The following is a 211-nucleotide window of genomic DNA, read 5'->3' on the forward strand; positions in this document are numbered from 1 at the left end:
CTGTCCGCGCGCGGCCGGCGGCTGCTCGGTGGGGGCGCCGCCGGCTTCGCCGTGCTGCTCACCGCGAGTCAGCTCGCCGCCGCGACCAGCACGCCCGCCACGCCCGCGTACGCCCCGGTGCTGCCGCTGCTGCGCTGGGCCGGCGCGCTGGCCCTGCTCGCGCTGGCGCTGGCCGGATGCTGGCCGGCGTTGGCGGGCCGCTGGCCGGGGC

General features: G+C 82.5%; 1 protein-coding gene. It reads left to right on the plus strand.

The features are described from left to right. Window positions 1–211: hypothetical protein (locus LQ51_RS33310; protein ID WP_197087555.1), on the plus strand; the 211-nt coding region annotated here is incomplete at both ends.

Origin of the sequence: Micromonospora sp. HK10 (assembly GCF_000982955.1) — a bacterium.
Taxonomy (GTDB): Bacteria; Actinomycetota; Actinomycetes; order Mycobacteriales; family Micromonosporaceae; genus Micromonospora.